This is a genomic window from Phytobacter massiliensis JC163, assembly GCF_000321045.1.
Taxonomy (GTDB): Bacteria; Pseudomonadota; Gammaproteobacteria; order Enterobacterales; family Enterobacteriaceae; genus Phytobacter_A; species Phytobacter_A massiliensis.
The window spans coordinates 315,953-336,249 of record NZ_HE578949.1; the positions used below are offsets into that span (position 1 = coordinate 315,953).

Annotated in this window: 14 protein-coding genes, 3 pseudogenes and 1 other annotated feature; of the genes and pseudogenes, 11 read left to right on the forward strand and 6 right to left on the reverse strand. The window is 57.3% G+C overall.

Annotated features, from left to right (window positions below; all coding sequences use genetic code 11):
* Positions 1–66 precede the first annotated feature (66 nt).
* Positions 67–3,369 (forward strand): mechanosensitive channel MscK, encoded by a 3,303-nt coding sequence (gene mscK, locus ENTHG_RS21415; protein WP_044185181.1) that lies wholly within the window; start codon positions 67–69, stop codon positions 3,367–3,369.
* Positions 3,370–3,419: 50 nt separating this feature from the next.
* Here mscK and rsmS read toward each other — a convergent pair whose 3' ends face one another.
* Together rsmS and priC are read right to left on the reverse strand one after the other, a co-directional pair.
* Positions 3,420–3,581 (reverse strand): pleiotropic regulatory protein RsmS, encoded by a 162-nt coding sequence (rsmS, locus tag ENTHG_RS21420; protein ID WP_044184773.1) that lies wholly within the window; start codon positions 3,579–3,581, stop codon positions 3,420–3,422.
* Between the two features lie 14 nt (positions 3,582–3,595).
* A complete protein-coding gene (priC, locus tag ENTHG_RS21425; protein ID WP_044184776.1) occupies positions 3,596–4,123 on the reverse strand; it encodes a primosomal replication protein PriC in 528 nt (175 codons plus the stop codon).
* Positions 4,124–4,192: 69 nt separating this feature from the next.
* Here priC and ENTHG_RS21430 point away from each other — a divergent pair, with 69 nt between their 5' ends.
* From ENTHG_RS21430 to ENTHG_RS21470, 9 genes are all read left to right on the forward strand, one after another.
* Positions 4,193–4,570 (forward strand): DUF454 family protein, encoded by a 378-nt coding sequence (locus tag ENTHG_RS21430; RefSeq protein WP_044184779.1) that lies wholly within the window; start codon positions 4,193–4,195, stop codon positions 4,568–4,570.
* A 151-nt stretch (positions 4,571–4,721) separates the two neighbouring features.
* Positions 4,722–5,273 carry an adenine phosphoribosyltransferase gene (apt, locus tag ENTHG_RS21435; protein ID WP_044184782.1) on the forward strand — a complete coding sequence of 184 codons (552 nt, stop codon included), beginning with the start codon at positions 4,722–4,724 and terminating at the stop codon, positions 5,271–5,273.
* Positions 5,274–5,361: 88 nt separating this feature from the next.
* Positions 5,362–7,302, forward strand: a complete 1,941-nt coding sequence (dnaX, locus tag ENTHG_RS21440) for a DNA polymerase III subunit gamma/tau (RefSeq protein ID WP_044184785.1) — start codon at positions 5,362–5,364, stop codon at positions 7,300–7,302.
* Positions 6,632–6,696: a sequence feature (DnaX frameshifting element), on the forward strand. It overlaps the preceding gene by 65 nt.
* 82 nt (positions 7,303–7,384) lie before the next feature.
* Positions 7,385–7,717, forward strand: coding sequence for a YbaB/EbfC family nucleoid-associated protein (locus tag ENTHG_RS21445; protein ID WP_044184788.1), 333 nt, complete (start codon positions 7,385–7,387; stop codon positions 7,715–7,717).
* Positions 7,717–8,322: a recombination mediator RecR gene (recR, locus tag ENTHG_RS21450; RefSeq protein ID WP_044184791.1), complete on the forward strand. Its 606-nt coding sequence runs from the start codon at positions 7,717–7,719 to the stop codon at positions 8,320–8,322. Before ENTHG_RS21445 ends, recR begins: the two co-directional genes overlap by 1 nt.
* A 112-nt stretch (positions 8,323–8,434) precedes the next feature.
* A complete protein-coding gene (gene htpG / locus ENTHG_RS21455) occupies positions 8,435–10,309 on the forward strand; it encodes a molecular chaperone HtpG (protein WP_044184795.1) in 1,875 nt (624 codons plus the stop codon).
* A gap of 228 nt (positions 10,310–10,537) precedes the next feature.
* The gene (gene adk, locus ENTHG_RS21460; protein WP_044184797.1) at positions 10,538–11,182 is read left to right on the forward strand and encodes an adenylate kinase; all 645 of its coding nucleotides are present in this window, start codon (positions 10,538–10,540) and stop codon (positions 11,180–11,182) included.
* Positions 11,183–11,306: 124 nt separating this feature from the next.
* On the forward strand, positions 11,307–12,269 hold the full coding sequence (gene hemH, locus ENTHG_RS21465; RefSeq protein WP_044184800.1) for a ferrochelatase: 963 nt from the start codon (positions 11,307–11,309) through the stop codon (positions 12,267–12,269).
* Positions 12,270–12,331: 62 nt separating this feature from the next.
* Positions 12,332–13,636: an inosine/guanosine kinase gene (locus ENTHG_RS21470; protein ID WP_044184803.1), complete on the forward strand. Its 1,305-nt coding sequence runs from the start codon at positions 12,332–12,334 to the stop codon at positions 13,634–13,636.
* Between the two features lie 124 nt (positions 13,637–13,760).
* On the opposite strand, the pseudogene ybaL reads toward ENTHG_RS21470, so the two are convergent.
* Positions 13,761–15,438 (reverse strand): annotated as a pseudogene (gene ybaL / locus ENTHG_RS21475) (YbaL family putative K(+) efflux transporter).
* Positions 15,439–15,670: 232 nt separating this feature from the next.
* Positions 15,671–16,885, reverse strand: a complete 1,215-nt coding sequence (locus tag ENTHG_RS21480; protein ID WP_044184806.1) for an MFS transporter — start codon at positions 16,883–16,885, stop codon at positions 15,671–15,673.
* 163 nt (positions 16,886–17,048) lie between these two features.
* Between ENTHG_RS21480 and ushA the strand changes: the two are divergent.
* Positions 17,049–18,700, forward strand: a pseudogene (ushA, locus tag ENTHG_RS21485) (bifunctional UDP-sugar hydrolase/5'-nucleotidase UshA).
* A gap of 95 nt (positions 18,701–18,795) precedes the next feature.
* Here ushA and ybaK read toward each other — a convergent pair.
* The gene (gene ybaK / locus ENTHG_RS21490; protein WP_044184809.1) at positions 18,796–19,275 is read right to left on the reverse strand and encodes a Cys-tRNA(Pro)/Cys-tRNA(Cys) deacylase YbaK; all 480 of its coding nucleotides are present in this window, start codon (positions 19,273–19,275) and stop codon (positions 18,796–18,798) included.
* A 205-nt stretch (positions 19,276–19,480) separates the two neighbouring features.
* A pseudogene (locus ENTHG_RS21495) lies at positions 19,481–20,260 on the reverse strand (TraB/GumN family protein); the annotation flags it as partial.
* Positions 20,261–20,297 lie beyond the last annotated feature (37 nt).

Consider the following 20,297-nt stretch of genomic DNA (forward strand, 5'->3'; position numbering starts at 1 on the left):
AGATTAATCACGCAAATGATGCCGCAATCCATACGTTCGCGAAGCATAGTGCAGGGCCTCTGCGCCGTGCTGTTCCTTATTTATATCGCTTTTTCCGCCACTGCCTTTGGGGCGTCGATAAACAACGACCTGCCCACCAGAGCCGACGTTCAGAATCAGCTTGATGTGCTGAATAAGCAGAAAGATCACACTGCCACGGACAAGCTGGTTATTGAGGATTTGACCGAGACGCTGGAGACCCTCGATAAAATCGATCGGGTCAAACAGGAGACGGTGTTGCTCAAACAGAAGGTGGCGCAGGCGCCGGAGAAACTGCGCCAGGCGACTGAAGCGCTCAACGCCCTGAGTGACAAAGACAATGACGATGAGACGCGCAAAACGCTGGCCACGCTCTCGCTGCGCCAGTTAGAGCTGCGTGTTGCCTCGCTACTTGACGATTTGCAAACGTCGCAGAATGACCTGTCGAGCTATAACAGCCAGCTGGTATCGCTGCAAACCCAGCCTGAACGGGTACAAAACAGCATGTACGCCGCGTCGCAGCAGCTGCAGCAAATCCGTAACCGTCTCAACGGCACCGCCGCGGGCGAAGGCGCGCTGCGCCCCACGCAGCAGACGCTGCTGCTGGCGCAACAGGCGTTGCTTAATGCGCAAATCGAGCAGCTGCGTAAAAGCCTTGAGGGCAACACCACCTTGCAGGACACCCTGCAAAAGCAGCGTGATTATGTCACCGCCAACAGCAACCGCCTTGAACATCAACTGCAGCTCTTGCAGGAAGCCGTTAACAATAAGCGCCTGACCCTGACCGAAAAAACCGCCCAGGAGGCTATCACGCCTGACGAGACCGCGCGTATTCAGGCGGTGCCGCTGGTGAAGCAGGAACTGGACGTTAACCATCAGCTCAGCCAGAAACTGATCGCCGCCACTGAGAACGGCAACTCGCTGGTTCAGCAGAATATTCGGGTTAAGAACTGGCTCGATCGCGCGTTACAGTCCGAGCGCAATATTAAAGAGCAGATTGCCGTGCTGAAAGGCAGCCTGCTGCTGTCGCGTATCCTCTACCAGCAGCAGCAGACGCTCCCCTCTGCCGATGAGCTGGAGGACATGACCAACCGCATCGCCGACCTGCGCCTTGAGCAATTTGAAATCAACCAGCAACGCGACGCGCTATTCCAGAGCGATGCCTTTGTGGGCAGGCTTGAAGAGGGGCACCAGAGCGAAGTGAATGCAGAGGTGCATGATGCGCTGCTGCAAATCGTGGATATGCGCCGTGAACTGCTTGACCAGCTCAACAAACAGCTGGGTAACCAGCTGATGATGGCTATTAACCTGCAGGTAAACCAGCAGCAGTTAATGAGCGTGTCGAAAAGCTTGCAGGAGATCCTTACCCAGCAGATTTTCTGGGTAAACAGCAATAAACCCATGGACTGGGACTGGCTTAAATCATTCCCGCAGGCGCTGAAAGACCAGATCGGCAAGATGAAAATCACCGTTAACTGGGAGAAGGCCTGGCCTGCGGTCGCTATCGCCCTGCTGGCAGGCCTGCCGCTGCTGCTCATCGCCGGGCTGATTCGCTGGCGGTTGGGCTGGCTGCGTAGCTATCAGGCGCGCCTCGCGGCACAGGTTGGCCAGCTGCGAAACGATAGCCAGCTCCATACGCCAAAAGCGATTCTTATTGACCTGATTCGCGCGCTGCCGGTCTGTCTGCTGATCCTTGCCATCGGCCTGATCCTGCTGACCATGCAGCTCAATTTTAGCGAGCTGCTCTGGGCGTTCAGTAAAAAGCTGGCGCTCTTCTGGCTGGTTTTTGGCCTGTGCTGGAAAGTGCTGGAAAAAGACGGCGTCGCGGTCAACCACTTCAATATGCCGGAGCAGCTGACCAGCCACTGGCGGCGGCAAATTGTGCGCGTCAGCCTTGCACTGCTGCCGCTGCACTTCTGGTCGGTGGTGTCTGAACTCTCGCCGCTGCATCTGATGGACGATGTGCTGGGGCAGATGGTTATCCTGCTCAACCTGCTGGTGATTACCGCGCTGGTCTGGCCGATGTTCCGCGAAAGCTGGCGCGATAAAGAGTCCCACGGCATTCGGCTGGTGACCCTGACCGTGCTGGCGATTGTGCCGGTGGCGCTAATGGTGCTGACCGCGACAGGGTATTTCTATACCACGCTGCGTCTGGCGGGGCGTTGGATTGAAACCGTCTATCTGGTTATCCTGTGGAATCTGCTTTATCAGACCGTCCTGCGCGGTCTGAGCGTCGCCGCCCGGCGCATCGCTTACCGTCGCGCGCTCTCTCGCCGCCAGCATCTGGTTAAAGAGGGCGCGGAAGGGGCCGAGCCGCAGGAGGAGCCGACCATCGCCCTTGAACAGGTTAACCAGCAGACGCTGCGTATCACCATGCTGCTGATGATCGCCCTGTTTGGCCTGGCGTTCTGGGCCATTTGGTCCGATCTGATCACCGTTTTTGCCTACCTCGACAGCGTGGTGCTGTGGCATTACAACGGCACCGAAGCGGGGGCGGCGGTGGTGAAAAATGTCACCATGGGCAGCATGCTGTTTGCGCTGATCGCCTTTGTCGTCGCCTGGGCATTGATTCGCAACCTGCCTGGGTTGCTGGAGGTGCTGGTGCTGTCGCGGCTCAATATGCGCCAGGGCGCGTCTTATGCCATCACCACCATCCTCAATTACATTATTATTGCCGCCGGTGCGATGACGATTTTCGGCTCGTTGGGGGTATCGTGGGACAAACTGCAGTGGCTGGCTGCGGCGCTGTCGGTCGGTCTTGGTTTCGGCTTACAGGAAATCTTCGGTAACTTTGTTTCCGGCCTGATTATTCTGTTTGAGCGTCCGGTGCGTATTGGCGATACCGTCACCATCGGCACCTATTCTGGTTCGGTTAGCAAGATCCGCATTCGCGCCACGACGATCACCGATTTTGACCGCAAAGAGGTGATTATCCCCAACAAGGCGTTTGTCACCGAGCGGCTGATTAACTGGTCGCTCTCGGACACCATCACCCGCGTGGTGATCCGCCTGGGCGTAGCTTATGGTTCAGATCTGGACAAAGTGAAAGAGGTGCTGCTCAAAGCCGCATTAGAGCACCCGAAAGTAATGCACGACCCGGAACCGGCGGTCTTCTTTACCACTTTTGGGGCCAGCACCCTTGATCATGAGCTGCGCCTGTACGTGCGTGAGCTGCGCGATCGCAGCTATACGGTGGATGAGTTAAACCGCACAATCGACAAGCTGTGCCGCGAAAATGACATCAATATCGCCTTCAACCAGCTTGAGGTGCATTTGCGTAACGCCAATGGCGACGAGCATACGGAAGTGAAGCGTGAGTTAAAAGGTGATGACCCGACGCCTGCGCAGTAAACCGGGCCTGGTAACGCCGCATCCCCGGATGCGGCGTTGCCTTATCCAGGCTACGAATCGATCCCCCGGCTCTCTCTTACTTTTCTGGCAAAATCCCGCTGGACGATCTCCAGCGCCTTAATGACCGTCTGCGGGGCGATTTCGTGCTGCTCCAGCAGCATAATCAGATCCACGGCCAGCTTGACCTCATCCGGGGCGTTTTCCAGCGACATAGCGACTCCTTCGGTTAACGGGTCAGGCGCGCCAGCACCTGTTCGATATTGTCCAGCGCCTCACGACAGCGGCGTAACCGGCCGTCGAGGGCGGTAATTTCTTTGTGCAACTGTTGCTGCTGCGCGAAGGTCTCCACACGGGTTAGCCGCGCTTCCCGTTCCTGCCTCATAGCGGCCAGCCGCTTTTCGAATTCCTGGTGCTCCAGCCGCTTACGCTGCCATTTCGCCACCGCGGGCGCAGGACTATCCCAGGCGCGCAAGCGCCATGTCGCCGCCTCCCGGCTCAGCGCGCTAATCTGGTCAATCAGCTTTTCGGCAAGCCAGGCCACCTGCGGCGACTGCCCGGCAGCGGCGGCGTCACGCAGGGCGTTAAGGTTGCTTCGCGCCTCCTCCAGATACGCCTGCATCTGGGTGCTGCGGGTGCGAAAAAGCTGCCTGTCAAAACGCGGGCTGATGGTGGCATGCCTGCCGTGCGGCAACACCTGCGCCGCCAGCGCATCGATCTTTTGCGCCAGCGTCTCTAAAAGCAACGCGCTTTTCACTGATACTCTCCCGTGTAATTGCCGGTGACTGTGCTACATTAGCCCCTCGTCCTGATAACGATTCGCATTATGCAACGAACTATTTTAATCATCATTGGCTGGCTGGCGGTAGTGCTGGGTACGCTTGGGGTGGTGTTGCCATTACTGCCGACCACACCCTTCATTCTGCTTGCCGCGTGGTGTTTTGCCCGCTCGTCGCCGCGTTTTCACCGCTGGCTGCTCTACCGCTCGTGGTTTGGCGGCTACCTGCGGCACTGGCAAACGTATCGGGCGATGCCGCCGGGGGCGAAGCCACGCGCTATTGCGGTGATACTGGTGACCTTCGCTGTCTCTTTATGGCTGGTCAAGGTTATCTGGGTACGGTGGCTGCTGCTGGCGATCCTCGCCTGCCTGCTCATTTTTATGTGGCGCATCCCGGTGGTTGACGCAAAGCAACAAAAACCATAAAGCGCTGCGATGGAAGTTGCAATTGTCGCGTTCTGCCAGTAAATTCGAGCGTTTTCGAGTACAGACGCAGCTGGTTAAATGTTAACCGCAGGTTACATGCGAACCCCCAGTTTGCGCTGTGAGTAATACCGTTTCTATCAGGCAAAAACCCATGACAGCGACTGCGCAGCAGCTTGAATTTCTCAAAAACAGCATCAAAAGTATTCCGGATTATCCAAAACCAGGGATTCTGTTCCGTGATGTCACCAGTTTGCTGGAAGACCCGAAAGCGTACGCGCTCAGCATTGAACTGCTGGTAGCGCGTTATAAAGACGCGGGAATCACTAAGGTAGTGGGCACCGAAGCGCGCGGCTTCCTGTTTGGCGCGCCGGTGGCGCTTGAGCTTGGCGTCGGGTTTGTCCCGGTACGCAAGCCGCGTAAACTGCCCCGCGAAACCATCGCGGAAAGCTACGAGCTGGAGTATGGCACCGATCAGCTGGAGATCCATATCGATGCGATTAAGCCAGGTGATAAAGTACTGGTCGTTGATGATTTACTGGCGACTGGCGGCACCATTGAAGCCACGGTGAAGCTGATTCGCCGCCTGGGCGGTGAAGTGCAGGATGCAGCCTTTATCATCAACCTGGTTGACGTCGGCGGCGAACAACGCCTCGAAAAACAGGGGATTCACTGCTATAGCCTGGTGCCGTTCCCGGGCCACTGATCCTCCTTTCCGCAGCCTCGCCCAAAGGGTGAGGTTGTGGTAGCATTCCCTCCTATTAATCCACCTTCCAGCGTTTCAGAGCCTGCCAATGAGTTATCAGGTCTTAGCCCGAAAATGGCGACCACAAACTTTTGCTGACGTCGTCGGCCAGGAGCATGTGCTGACCGCACTGGCGAACGGCCTTACCTCAGGACGCGTCCATCACGCCTACCTGTTTTCAGGTACGCGCGGCGTCGGTAAGACGTCTATCGCCCGACTGCTGGCGAAGGGATTAAACTGCGAAACCGGCGTTACGGCCACCCCTTGCGGCGTGTGCGACAGCTGCCGGGAGATTGAACAGGGGCGCTTTGTCGATTTAATCGAAATCGACGCCGCCTCGCGCACCAAAGTTGAAGATACCCGCGATCTGCTGGATAACGTCCAGTACGCGCCTGCTCGCGGTCGGTTTAAAGTTTATCTGATCGATGAAGTCCATATGCTCTCGCGCCACAGCTTTAACGCGCTGCTAAAGACGCTTGAAGAGCCGCCGGAGCACGTGAAATTTCTGCTGGCGACAACCGATCCGCAAAAATTACCGGTGACCATTCTCTCCCGCTGCCTGCAATTCCATCTTAAGGCGCTGGATGTCGACCAGATTCGCCAGCAGCTGGAACATATTCTGGATGCGGAAAATATCCCCCACGAGCCACGGGCGCTACAGCTACTGGCGCGTGCGGCGGATGGCAGCCTGCGCGACGCGCTGAGCCTTACCGATCAGGCTATCGCCAGCGGCGACGGCAACCTGACGGCGCCGGTGGTGAGCGCCATGCTCGGGACGCTCAATGATGACCAGGCGCTGGCGCTGATCGAGGCGATAGTCGCCGCAGACGGCGAACGGGCGATGGCGCTGGTTCATGACGCGGCCTCCCGTGGCGTTGAGTGGGATGCGCTGCTGGTCGAGATGCAGACGCTGGTGCACCGTATCGCCATGATTCAGCTCAGCCCGGCCGCGCTTGGCAGCGATATGGCGAGCGTTGAACAGCGGATGCGCGAACTGGCGCGGGTGGTGCCCCCCGCCGATGTTCAGCTCTATTACCAGACGCTGCTGGTTGGCCGTAAAGAGCTGCCCTATGCCCCCGACAGACGAATGGGCATGGAGATGACGCTATTGCGCGCGCTGGCGTTTCATCCCCGCGAGCCTTTAACCGTACCGGATGCGCCGCAGCACACGTTTGCCCCTGTCGCCCCTGCCGCCGTGCTGGCGCCGGAGCAGCAGGTCGTCATGCAGACCCCGCAACCGCAGCCACAACCGCAGCAGGAAACGCCGTTGCCCAACGCCACCAGCCAGGTGCTGGCCGCGCGTCGTCAGCTGCAGCGCGCGCAGGGAGCGGACAAAGCAAAAAAGAGTGAACCGGCAGCCGCCTCCCGCGTGCGGCCGGTGAATAACAGCGCGCTGGAAAGACTGGCCTCCGTCACCGAGCGCGTACAGTCACGCCCGGCGGCAAAAGCGGCGGACGACGTCAACGTCAAAAAAGAGGCCTACCGCTGGAAAGCAACGACTACCGTTGTCGAGCAGGTCAAAGAGGTTGTCGCTACGCCGAAGGCGCTAAAAAAAGCGCTGGAGCATGAGAAAACGCCGGAGCTGGCAAAAAAACTGGCGGAAGAGTCGCTCACCCGGGACGCCTGGGCCGCGGATGTCAGCAAGCTTACTCTGCCGAAGCTGGTGGAGCAGGTGGCGCTTAACGCCTGGAAAGAGCAGGAGGGCAGCCGTATCTGCCTGCACCTGCGTCCTGCCCAGCGCCATCTTAACTCTCCCGCCGCGCAGGCGACGCTTGCCCAGGCGCTGGAAGGCTTATATGGCATGCCGGTTGAATTGACTATCATTGAAGATGATAATCCGGCGGTGCGCACGCCGCTGGAGTGGCGGCAGGCCATCTATGAAGAGAAACTCGCGCAGGCGCGCGAGGCGATTATCGCGGATAACAATATCCAGACGCTGCAACGCTTTTTTGATGCGGATCTGGATGAAGAGAGTATCCGCCCCATTTGACGGGAAGCGCAGGCTCCCTGTCTTCAACCCTGAATGTGACTTATCACTCTGGTCAGTCACCACTCAATAAAGAGAGAAGCTTATGTTTGGTGGAAAAGGCGGTCTGGGCAACCTGATGAAACAGGCCCAGCAGATGCAGGAAAAAATGCAGCAGATGCAGGAAGAGATCGCGAAGCTGGAAGTGACCGGCGAATCCGGCGCGGGTCTGGTGAAAGTGACCATCAACGGCGCGCATAACTGCCGTCGCGTGGAGATCGACCCAAGCCTGCTGGAAGACGATAAAGAAATGCTGGAAGATCTGGTCGCCGCCGCATTTAACGATGCCGCGCGCCGTATCGAAGAGACGCAGAAAGAGAAAATGGCTTCTGTCTCTTCCGGCATGCAGCTGCCGCCTGGCTTTAAGATGCCGTTCTGATGCAGACCAGCCCGCTGCTAACGCAGCTTATGGAAGCCCTGCGCTGCCTGCCGGGCGTTGGCCCGAAGTCGGCGCAGCGCATGGCCTTTACGCTCTTGCAGCGTGACCGCAGCGGCGGAATGCGGCTGGCGCAGTCGCTGACCCGCGCCATGTCGGAGATCGGCCACTGCGCCGATTGCCGCACCTTCACTGAGCAGGAGGTGTGCAATATTTGCAGCAACGCGCGGCGTCAGGAAAACGGGCAAATTTGCGTGGTAGAAAGCCCGGCGGATATCTACGCCATTGAACAGACCGGCCAGTTTTCCGGCCGCTATTTTGTTCTGATGGGTCATCTGTCGCCCCTCGACGGGATCGGCCCGGACGACATCGGTCTCGACAGGCTTGAACAGCGCCTCTCCGCTGAATCGCTAAAAGAGGTGATTCTCGCTACCAACCCAACGGTGGAAGGGGAGGCGACGGCTAACTATATCGCCGAGCTGTGCGCGCAGTATGGCGTAGAAGCCAGCCGTATCGCCCACGGCGTTCCCGTCGGCGGCGAACTGGAAATGGTAGACGGCACGACGCTCTCTCACTCTCTCGCCGGTCGTCACAAGATTAAATTCTGAACAAACGGGGGCTGCGCGTGCGGCCTCCGCTTGAAAACGTTCACCCTTATCCCCATCTCTCCCTCAACGTTTTTTTTCACCTTATTAAATGGCATTGTTGAGGTCGAACTAGATGAAAGGACAAGAAACTCGCGGTTTCCAGTCAGAGGTAAAACAGCTTCTGCACCTGATGATCCATTCCCTGTATTCCAATAAAGAAATCTTCCTGCGTGAACTGATTTCCAACGCGTCCGATGCGGCGGACAAACTGCGTTTTCGTGCGCTGTCCAAACCGGAACTGTATGAAGGAGATGGCGATCTGCGCGTGCGCGTCTCCTTTAATAAAGATGACCGTACGCTGACCATTGCCGACAACGGTATCGGGATGAGCCGCGACGAGGTGATTGAAAACCTGGGCACTATCGCCAAGTCCGGCACCAAAGCGTTCCTTGAATCCATGGGCTCCGATCAGGCGAAAGACAGCCAGTTAATCGGCCAGTTCGGCGTCGGTTTTTACTCCGCCTTTATCGTGGCCGATAAAGTCACCGTGCGTACCCGCGCGGCGGGCGAGAGCGCGGACAACGGCGTCTTCTGGGAGTCCGCTGGCGAAGGCGACTATACCGTTGCTGACATCACCAAAGCCGATCGCGGCACCGAAATTACCCTCCATCTGCGTGAAGGGGAGGACGATTTCCTCAACGACTGGCGCGTGCGCTCGATTATCAGCAAATACTCCGACCATATCGCGCTGCCGGTAGAGATCGAGAAACAGGAAGAGAAAGACGGCGAGACCGTTGTCTCCTGGGAGAAGATCAACAAGGCGCAGGCGCTGTGGACGCGCAATAAAGCCGAGATCAAAGAGGACGAGTACAAAGAGTTCTATAAGCATATCGCTCACGATTTTACCGACCCGCTGACCTGGAGCCACAACCGTGTGGAAGGGAAGCAGGAGTACACCAGCCTGCTGTTCATCCCGTCGCAGGCGCCGTGGGATATGTGGAACCGCGACCATAAACATGGCCTGAAACTGTACGTCCAGCGCGTATTTATCATGGACGATGCCGAGCAGTTTATGCCGAATTACCTGCGCTTTGTGCGCGGGCTGATTGATTCTAACGACCTGCCGCTGAACGTCTCCCGCGAGATCCTGCAGGACAGCACCGTCACCCGCAACCTGCGTAACGCGCTGACCAAGCGCGCCCTGCAGATGCTCGACAAGCTGGCGAAGGACGACGCTGAGAAATACCAGACCTTCTGGAAACAGTTCGGCCTGGTGCTGAAAGAGGGGCCGGCGGAAGATCCGTCTAACGTGGAAACCATCGCCAGACTGCTGCGTTTCGCCTCTACTCACACCGACTCCTCTGAGCAGACCGTCGCGCTGGCAGATTATGTCTCGCGCATGAAAGAAGGGCAGGAGAAGATCTATTTCATCACCGCCGACAGCTACGCCGCGGCGAAAAGCAGCCCGCATCTGGAGCTGCTGCGTAAGAAAGGTATCGAGGTGCTGCTGCTCTCCGATCGTATCGACGAATGGATGATGAGCTACCTGACCGAGTTCGACGGCAAGCCGTTCCAGTCGGTGTCAAAAGCGGACGAGTCGCTGGATAAACTGGCTGACGAAGTGGACGAAACGACCAAAGAGGCCGAGAAGGCGCTGGAGCCGTTTGTTGAGCGCGTTAAGACGCTGCTGGGCGAGCGCGTGAAAGAGGTGCGTCTGACCCACCGTCTGACCGATACGCCTGCGATTGTCACGACCGACGCCGATGAAATGAGTACCCAGATGGCGAAGCTGTTCGCCGCCGCAGGCCAGACCGTGCCGGAAGTGAAGTATATTTTCGAGCTTAACCCGGACCACGCGCTGGTGAAACGCGCCTCTGACACCCAGGACGAAGGGCAGTTTAAAGAGTGGGTTGAGCTGCTGCTCGATCAGGCGCTCTTTGCCGAACGCGGTACGCTGGAAGATCCGAACCAATTCATCCGTCGTATGAACCAGCTGCTGGTGTCATAAATCTTACCCCTAACCCTCTCCCTAAAAGGGAGAGGGGACTGCCCTGCGTTGGTTTTCTCCCTCTCCCTGTGGGAGAGGGCCGGGGTGAGGGCATCAGGCCGCACCCTTCCAAATAATCTCCCCATTAACCGTTTCAGCCCCGCCGCCTTTCTTGAGCCACATCCGTTCTGGTGGTATTGTTTAGCGCTTTTTTGAAAAATTGAACCAACTTTTGAGGGGATTTTCGCAATGCGTATTATTCTGCTTGGCGCTCCGGGCGCGGGTAAAGGAACTCAGGCTCAGTTCATCATGGAGAAATACGGTATTCCGCAAATCTCCACTGGCGATATGCTGCGCGCTGCCGTTAAATCCGGCTCCGAGCTTGGCAAACAGGCGAAAGATATTATGGACGCCGGCAAGCTGGTCACCGACGAGCTGGTTATCGCGCTGGTGAAAGAGCGTATTGCGCAGGAAGACTGCCGCAACGGGTTCCTGCTGGATGGCTTCCCGCGTACTATCCCCCAGGCGGATGCCATGAAAGAAGCCGGTATCAGCGTTGATTACGTTCTCGAATTCGACGTGCCGGACGAACTGATCGTTGACCGTATCGTTGGCCGTCGCGTACACGCCGCTTCCGGTCGCGTTTACCACATCAAATTTAATCCGCCGAAAGTCGAAGGCAAAGACGACGTGACCGGCGAAGAGCTGACCACCCGTAAAGACGATCAGGAAGAGACCGTACGTAAACGTCTGGTCGAATACCATGAGATGACCGCGCCGCTGATCGGCTACTACTCCAAAGAAGCGCAGGCGGGCAACACTAAATACGCCAAAGTCGACGGTACTAAGCCTGTCGCCGAAGTGCGTGCCGAACTGGAAAAAATCCTCGGTTAATCCCAGGTTTCTCACCCGGCCTGCCGGGTGAGAAAAATTCTCATTATACCTTTTGCTGCGATTGGTTTCGTTTACGCGCTTTTCAGTTACAATCATTAACCAGTTCAATGGTTAAGAGGCGCGAATGAGTCAGGCGAAAACCGGCATCCTGCTTGCCAATCTTGGCACCCCCGATGCACCCACTCCCGAGGCCGTCAAGCGCTACTTACGGCAGTTTCTGAGCGACCGTCGCGTCGTTGATACCACGCGTCTGCTGTGGTGGCCGCTGCTGCGCGGCGTGATCCTGCCCGTACGCTCTCCCCGCGTGGCGAAGCTGTATCAATCCGTCTGGATGGAAGAGGGCTCGCCGCTGATGGTTTACAGCCGCAGGCAGCAGCGGGCGCTGGCTGCGCGTCTCCCTGACGTTCCCGTTGCGCTTGGCATGAGCTACGGTTCGCCATCGCTGGCGAGCGCGGTGGAAGATCTGCTGGCGCAGGGCGTCGAGCATATTGTTGTCCTTCCCCTCTACCCGCAGTACTCCTGCTCCACCGTGGCGGCGGTATGGGATGAGCTGGCGCGGATTATGGCCAGCAAACGCCATGTTCCCGGCATGTCATTTATCCGCGATTACGCCGATGATCCGGCCTATATCAATGCGCTGGCCAGCAGCGTTCGTGCCTCGTTCGCCCGCTACGGCGAGCCGGATCTCCTGCTGCTCTCCTATCACGGTATTCCCCAGCGCTATGCGGACGAAGGCGACGATTACCCCCAGCGCTGCCGCGATACCACGCGCGAGCTGGTCTCCGCGCTGGAGCTTCCGCCGGAAAAAGTGATGATGACTTTCCAGTCTCGCTTTGGCCGTGAACCGTGGCTTACTCCCTATACCGATGAGACCATGAAGCTGCTCGGTGAAAAAGGGGTAAAACATATCCAGGTGATGAGCCCGGGCTTTGCCGCCGACTGCCTGGAGACGCTGGAAGAAGTGGCGGTGCAGAACCGCGAGTTTTTCCTCGAAGCGGGGGGCGAAAAGTATGAATACATTCCGGCATTGAATGATTCGCCGGAGCATATTGAGATGATGGTCAGCCTGACGGAGAAATATCGCTAATCGCATCGCGGGCGGGGAGTGTGCTACCATTTCCGGCCCAATTCCTTTCCGTAATCACGACCATGAAATTTCCCGGTAAACGCAAATCCAAGCACTATTTCCCTGTTAACGCCCGCGATCCGTTATTACAGCAGATCCAGCCGGAGAGCGAGATCAGCGCCTCCTGGGTGGTGGGCATCGACCAGACGCTGGTAGATATCGAAGCGAAAGTGGATGACGCGTTTATCGCCCGCTATGGCCTGAGCGCCGGGCACTCGCTGGTTATCAGCGATGAGGTGGCCGAAGCGCTGTATCAGGAGCTGGTGCGGGAAAAGTTAATTACCCACCAGTTTGCGGGCGGCACCATCGGCAATACCATGCACAACTACTCGGTACTGGCAGACGATCGCTCCGTACTGCTTGGCGTGATGTGCAACAATATTGAAATCGGCAGCTACGCTTACCGCTACCTGTGTAATACCTCCAGTCGCACCGACCTGAACTATCTGCAGGGCGTGGATGGCGCGATTGGCCGCTGCTTTACCCTGATCAGCGAATCGGGCGAGCGGACCTTCGCCATCAGCCCCGGCCATATGAACCAGCTGCGCCCGGAGAACATCCCCGAAGCGGTGATCGCCGGCGCGTCAGCTCTGGTGCTCACTTCCTATCTCGTGCGCTGTAACCCCGGCGAGCCGATGCCGGAGGCGACCATGCAGGCGGTGGCCTATGCCAATAAGCACAATGTTCCGGTTGTACTGACCCTCGGCACCAAATACGTGATTGCCGATAACCCGCAGTGGTGGCGCGATTTTCTGAAAGAGCACGTCTCTATTCTGGCGATGAACGAAGAGGAAGCGCTGGCCCTGACGGGTGAGAGCGACCCGCTGGTAGCGGCGGATAAAGCGCTGGACTGGGTCGATCTGGTGCTCTGTACCGCCGGACCTGTCGGGCTTTATATGGCAGGCTTTACCGAAGAGACAGCGAAGCGTAAAACGCAGCATCCGCTGTTGCCGGGGGCGATTGCCGAGTTTAACCAGTACGAGTTCAGCCGCGCGATGCGCTATAAAGACTGCCAGCAGCCTTTGCGTATCTATTCCCACATCGCCCCTTATATGGGCGGGCCGGAAAAAATCATGAATACCAACGGGGCGGGCGATGGCGCGCTGGCGGCGCTGCTGCATGATATTACGGCCAACGCGTACCATAAAACCAGCGTGCCCAACTCCAGCAAGCACCAGTACAACTGGCTGACTTACTCGTCGCTGGCGCAGGTATGTAAGTATGCGAACCGCGTAAGTTATCAGGTGCTGAACCAGCACTCCCCGCGCTTAACCCGCGGCCTGCCGGAAAGGGAAGATAGCCTCGAAGAGGCGTACTGGGAGCGTTAAAAGATCCACCCCTCGCCCCGGCCCTCTTCCCAAAGGGGCGAGGGGGAAAAGACGGCTCCGTGCAGTCTCTCCACTCCGTAGAGGAGAGGGTTAGGGTGAGGGGAAAAGCCCCTCCACACCGGCCTTACCCCGGCACCGCCTCATTCAGCGGCGGTTTCTCCAGCAGCGTCAGCATGGTATTGGCAATTTCACGTTCGCCCATCACCACCTGATTAGCGCCGCGCTCGATAATGTAATTCACTTCGTCGTCATAGTGGGCGCGGGCGATAATTTCGATATCCGGGCACCGCTCACGGGCGGAGGCGACGATTTCTCCCGCCTCGTAACCATTCGGGATGGTCAGCAGCAGCCAGCGCGCGCAGTCGAGATGCGCCAGATTCATGATCTCCTCGTTGGCGGCGTTGCCCAGCACGGCGCGAATACCGCGTGCGCGTAGCTCATCCACGCGCGTGCGGGACGTTTCAATTACCACCAGCGGGATGCCCTGCGCTATCAGCTTTTCGCCCAACAGGCTGCCGACGCGGCCAAACCCTACCAGCAGGGCGTGGTTACAGATATCCACCGGGATCTGCTTCTCTTCCTCTGTGGCCTCTTCCAGCGTCTGCTCCTCAAGCGTTTCGGTTTTATCGAGGTATTTTTCCAGCAGAGCGAAAAGAACAGGGTTGAGCATAATCGACAGAATGGCCCCGGCCAGTACCAGGTTCTGGCCCGCCTGCGGCAGGAGATCCAGCGCCATACCCAGCCCGGCGAGAATAAACGCGAACTCGCCAATTTGCGCAAGGCTGGCGGCAATGGTCAGCGCGGTGCGCTGCGAGTGGCCAAACATGCGCACCAGCAAAAAAGGCCGCCAGTGATTTACCGAAAATAATAATCGCCAGCGTGCCCAGCACCGCCAGCGGTTGTTCAATCAGTACCATCGGGTCAAACAGCATGCCGACAGAGACAAAGAACAGCACCGCGAACGCATCGCGCAGCGGCAGGGTATCGTGCGCGGCGCGATGGCTTAACTCTGACTCATTCAGTACCATGCCGGCAAAGAACGCGCCCAGCGCAAACGAGACATCAAACAGCTCTACCGCGCCAAAGGCGATACCCAGCGCCAGCGCCAGCACCGAGAGGGTAAACAGCTCGCGGGAGCCGGTCGCGGCGCTACGCGCCATAATCCACGGCACCAGACGACGGCCAACCAGCATCATAATGGCGATAAACGCCACGACCTTACCGATGGTAATGCCCATGTCCAACGCCAGCGTCGCAAGGCCGACATTGCCTTTTTCGACCATCGCGGCGACGGCAGGCAGCAGCACCAGCGTCAGCACCATCACCAGATCTTCAACAATCAGCCAGCCGATGGCGATTTGCCCGCGCTGACTGTCAATAAGCTGCCGCTCCTCCAGCGCCCGTAACAGCACTACGGTACTGGCGGTAGACAAACACAGGCCGAATACGATACCGGTCATCAGCGACCAGCCTAATGCTGCGGAAAGCGCCATTCCCAGGAGCGTGGCGACGGCTATCTGCGCTATCGCTCCGGGTATGGCGATCGACTTTACCGCCATCAAATCCTTTAACGAGAAATGCAGGCCCACGCCGAACATCAATAAAATCACGCCCAGTTCAGCCAGTTCCGGCGCGAGTTTGGTATCCGCCACGAACCCCGGCGTAAATGGCCCGGCCAGCACACCCGCTAACAGATAACCCACCAGTGGAGAAATACGCAGTTTGTTGGCAATCATGCCGAGGATAAAAGCGAGGACAAGCCCGCCGACAATGGTGGTGATAAGCGGTGTGGCGTGATGCATTCCGTCTCCTTTCGTTATTGCGTGGCTCCATTTTGGCCAGTTAGCCAAAACTCTGGTAACAGTTTATGACAATTTTCATTATTCTGTTTGTGAATAATTGTTGAATTGTGCAGAAAATGGCGCGTTGAGACAAAAAAAAGAGGATCACCGTTCTCGTGAACAGTGATCCCCTGTAAGGCGAATAAATGCGAGCTAAGCGAATAGCCAGAACCTGAATTTAGTTGAGGTTAATTCATTCTTTATGTCGGTTATCGGGCAGAAATATGGTTAAGATCCCCAGCAGCGGCAGATAAGCACAGATTTTATAAACCAGGTCGATACTGGTATGGTCGGCAACCAGCCCCAGAACCGCTGCACCAAGGCCGCCCATCCCGAAGGCAAAACCAAAAAAGAGGCCGGAAACCATACCGATACGCCCCGGAAGCAGCTCCTGAGCGTAAACCAGAATGGCGGAAAAAGCCGAGGCCAGCACAAAACCAATTATCACCGTTAAAACCCCGGTCCAGAACAGCGTGGCGTAGGGTAAAAGCAGCGTAAAGGGCGCAACACCAAGGATAGAGCCCCAAATAACATATTTTCTGCCGATCTTGTCCCCAAGCGGCCCGCCAATTACCGTTCCCGCCGCGACGGCAAACAGGAAGATAAATAAGTGCATCTGCGCGCTTTGCACCGAAAGGCTGAACTTACTCATCAGATAGAAGGTGAAATAGCTGCTGATGCTCGCCATATAGAAATATTTCGAAAAAATCAGCACCAGCAGGATGCAGACCGCCAGCACTACCTTTTTACGGGGCAGGGGATTTATCACCGGGGCAAATGTTTTACCTTTATTCACCCGATGCTGGGCCGCATACCAGCGGCTGACCTGCGCCAACACCACGATGGCGAGCAGCGCCGCCAGCACGAACCAGGCGACATTGCCTTTGCCGTACGGAGCAATAATGACCGCTGCCAGCAACGGCCCTAATGAACTGCCGAAGTTTCCCCCCACCTGAAATATGGACTGCGCCAGCCCGTGGCGGCCGCCGGAGGCCATACGCGCCACGCGGGACGATTCGGGGTGAAAGACCGACGAGCCGGTTCCGACGAGGGCGGCGGCGACCAGCACGGTGGCAAAACTGCCCGCCATCGCCAGCAGCACGAGGCCGCTTAAGGTAAAGCACATGCCGATGGGCAGCGACCAGGGCATCGGGTGCTTATCCGTCCAGTAGCCAACCACCGGCTGTAGCAAGGACGATGCCAACTGAAAGGTCAGCGTAATCAAGCCGATTTGCATAAAAGTGAGGGAAAACTCATTTTGCAATAGCGGGTAGATCGCCAGAATCAGCGACTGGATCATGTCGTTAAGCAGATGCGATACGCTGATCGCCCCCAGAATGCCAAACGACGTGCGTGCTTTTGAGGCCGAAGAGCGACTCAACGGTGGAGGGGTTTCACTGATTGCCATAAATACTCTGTGATTAATGATGAAGAATGGTCATACGCGCAATAATTATCTGGCTAACATACCTGCGGATAAGGTTTGAGGAAAGTCGCATTTATGAAAACAAAGTTGTCTATTCTTGATTAGCGAAGTACTTTTGCCTTTATTCCATATCAGGGAGCGAACCATGAACGTGCTAAAAAAGAGCGTGGCGCTGGCGCTGCTGGCGGCGCTTGGCCTTGCCTGCGGGCAGGCTCAGGCTTATGAGCAGGACAAAACGTATAACATCACCATTCTGCATACCAACGATCACCACGGCCATTTCTGGCGCAGCGATTATGGCGAATACGGTTTATCGGCCCAGAAAACGCTGGTAGACGGCATTCGCAAAGAGGTCGCGGCGAAGGGCGGGAGCGTTCTGCTGCTTTCCGGCGGCGATATTAACACCGGCGTGCCGGAGTCCGACCTGCAGGATGCGGAGCCCGATTTTCGCGGCATGAATCTGATTGGCTACGATGCGATGGCGGTGGGCAATCACGAGTTCGATAACCCCATGAGCGTGCTGCGCCAGCAGGAAAAATGGGCGAAGTTTCCCTTCCTCTCCGCCAATATATACCAGAAAAGCACCGGCGAGCGGCTGTTCAAACCCTGGATGATCTTTGACCGCCAGGGGCTGAAAATCGCGGTCATCGGCTTAACCACAGACGATACGGCAAAAATCGGCAATCCCGAGTTCTTTACCGACATTGAGTTTCGCAAACCCGCCGAAGAGGCGAAGCTGGTTATTCAGGAGCTCCAGCAGAACCAGAAGCCGGACCTGATTATCGCCGCTACGCATATGGGCCACTACGACAACGGCGAGCATGGCTCCAATGCGCCGGGGGATGTGGAAATGGCCCGAAGCCTGCCCGCTGGCGCGCTGGCGATGATTGTGGGCGGTCACTCACAGGACCCGGTCTGCATGGCCTCGGAAAATAAAAACAGGTGGATTATGTGCCTGGCACCCCCTGCGCGCCCGATCGGCAAAACGGCATCTGGATTGTGCAGGCCCACGAGTGGGGGAAATACGTGGGGCGGGCGGATTTTGAATTCCGCAATGGTGAGATGAAACTGGTGCATTACCAGTTGATCCCGGTAAACCTTAAGAAGAAGGTCACTTACGACAACGGTAAAAGTGAGCGCGTACTTTACACTCCTGAGATTCAGGAAAACCAGCAGATGCTCTCGCTGCTGAGCCCGTTCCAGAACAAAGGCAAAGCGCAGCTGGGGGTTAAAATCGGCAATGTGAATGGTCATCTTGAAGGGGATCGGAGCAAAGTCCGCTTTGTGCAAACGAACCTCGCGCGGCTGATCCTCACGGCGCAAATGGCGCGCACCGGCGCGGACCTGGCGGTGATGAGCGGCGGCGGCGTGCGTGATTCCATCGAAGCAGGGGATATCACCTATAAAGACGTTCTGAAAGTTCAGCCGTTTGGCAATACGGTGGTGTATGCGGATATTAACGGTAAAGCGCTGAGCGATTATCTTACCGCCGTGGCGAAGATGAAGCCGGACTCCGGCGCCTATCCGCAGTTTGCCAACGTGAGCTTCGTGGCGAAAGATGGCGTACTCAGCGAGCTGAAAATCAAAGGGGAAGCGATCGATCCGGCTAAGACCTACCGTCTGGCGACGCTAAGCTTTAACGCCACCGGCGGCGATGGCTATCCGCGTCTGGATGATAAACCGGGCTATGTGAATACCGGCTTTATTGATGCCGAGGTGCTGAAACAGTTTATCGAGCAAAGTTCGCCGCTTGATGTGAGCGCTTATGAGCCAAAAGGCGAAGTGAGCTGGCAGTAATACGTGTTCCCCTCACCCTGACCCTCTCCGCATAGGGGAGAGGGGATTGACTCGTAGCCCGGATAAGCGAAGCGCATCCGGGAAAAGACCGCGCTTCAGTCCCGCCGGGCGATATCGGCAAACTTCGCATCCAGCATTTTTGCCAGATCGCCTGCCGCCAGTTCGATATCCAGCCCGCGCTTGCCGCCAGAGACATAAATGGTTTCAAAGCCCTGGGCCGGCGCATCGATTAACGTCGGCAGACGCTTTTTTTGCCCCAGCGGGCTGATACCGCCAACCAGATAGCCGGTGGTGCGCTGGGCCACCATCGGATCGGCCATATCCACCTTCTTCGCCCCCAGCGCCTTAGCGACTTTTTTCAAATCCAGCTGCCCGGCAACCGGCGTCACCGCAACGGCAAGCTGTTTCATATCGCCGTTCACGGCCACCAGCAGTGTTTTATAAACCCGGTCGCCATCCAGCCCCAGCTTGCGCACCACTTCATCGCCGAAATTGGTTTCGTTGGGATCGTGATCGTAAGTGTGTATCTGAAAAGGGATCTTATTTTTTTCGAGTAATTTTACGGCGGGAGTCATAGTCATCCTTTCTGCTACGAAGAATTATTGACGCCAGCATACGCCTGCGGCACTCCGCAAAAATAGTACAATCTTGCGCAATAATATTGCCAGTGACGGAAAATTTGAGCGACAATCATCCAACCCGGAGCGTAAGCTCCGGCATAACAATAATACTGAAATTCCTCTTTGACGGGCCAATATCACTATTGGCCATTTTTTTGCCCAACAGCGCGGGCAAATTCCCCTCGCCATAGAGATGCAGCGCGCCTGCGGCCACGACATATTGCCCCGGCGGCAGCGCCATCAGCCGTTCACACCATGCGCGATTACGCTGGTGCATCAACACCTCATGCAGCGGCTGGCTGAACGTAGAAGGCAGCGCCAGCGACTCGCCGACCGGAGGCGATTCAAGCCACCAGCTCATCATCACCTGCAGCAGGCGGGCGTTCTCGCGCCAGTGAACCAGCGTGTCCTGTAACAGCTCCACACCGCCATCTTCTAACTGGCTCAGAATGGCGAGCTGATTCTCAGTGCCTTCCAGTTCGATAATGGGGATAGCCGCATCGCGCGCCGCCCTGAGCAACTGGTAATCGATGCCGTAATCAGGGCGAAGACCAAGTCGCTGCGCCTGCGTGGCCTGCAGTACCAGCGCAACATGCCAGGCGGGGCGGTCATCAAACTCTTCGCGTATTAATCCCAGACTCTCCAGGATCTCGTCAAGCATCGCCAGCACGTCAGGCGTCAGGCGCTCCGCCAGAGGGGGGCAGGTGGGCAGGTCGGCAAAGGGAGAACCGCCGCTGGCAACATCCGCCTCGACAATCAGCGCATCGGCCTTGTGCAGCTTTTGTAGCAGCGGCGCAGGCAGGGGAGACATGCCCTGGGTGCCCATATGAATGCTGCCGACCAGATGCAAATGCCGGTTATCCGGCAGGGTGACATCCACGGCAGGCCAGGCGTAACGGCGCGCGCCTAACCTCTTTTTTAACCAGCGAAACAGACCCATACGCGCACCCTGAAAGCAAAACGCCATGCTAGCGCGT